Genomic DNA, 710 nt, shown 5'->3' with positions numbered 1-710 from the left:
CAGCATGGTGAGCGCCGAGCTGAACCGCAGGCGCGTCCCCGTGGTCCGCTTCAACCCCGCGGACATCGGCGACGCGCTGCACGTGTCGGCGCGCTTCGGCGCCGGCGCTCCCACCGTGTCCGGATCACTGCGCACCTGCTCCAGGGCAGCCGCGCTGGAGCAGGTGCGCGCGGTGTACTGGCGGCGCCCCGTCTGGCCCCGCTTCCCGCACCTGGCGCCGCCGGACGCGCGCTTCGCGGCGGCCCAGGTGCGCTACGGGCTGGGCGGCATCCTGCACGCGCTGACGGAGTGCCGGTACGTCAACCACCCGTTACGCAACTACGCCGCCGAACACAAGCCCCTCCAGCTCGCCACCGCCACCCGCATGGGCTTCACCGTGCCCCCCACACTCATCTCCAACGACCTAGGGGAGATCCGATCCTTCGTGCGGGACCACGGACCCGTCGTCTACAAGGCGTTACGCTGGACGGCGTACCACGACTCGGACGGCCAGGGGCTGACGACCTGGACCGAACCGGTGGACCCAGCGGAGCTGGACGAGAGCGTCAAGGTCGTGCCGCACCTCTTCCAGTCCCGCGTGGACAAGGCGGCTGACGTGCGGGTGGTGGTCGTGGGCGGGCGCGTCTTTGCGGTACGCATCGACTCGGAACTACTCGACTGGCGACGCGACTACGGAGCCCTGACCTACCGCGTGATCGATCTCCCCACTC

1 protein-coding gene is annotated in these 710 nt (G+C 70.4%); it reads left to right on the top strand.

Annotated elements, in window-relative coordinates; all coding sequences use genetic code 11:
- Window positions 1-4: 4 nt before the first annotated feature.
- Window positions 5-710 (top strand): ATP-grasp ribosomal peptide maturase (locus tag KUM32_RS27145; protein ID WP_254406205.1); only part of this gene is annotated, 706 nt, incomplete at its 3' end.

It is taken from the genome of Streptomyces sp. AC627_RSS907 (assembly GCF_019049165.1).
This window is presented reverse-complemented; position numbering and strand designations above follow the sequence as displayed.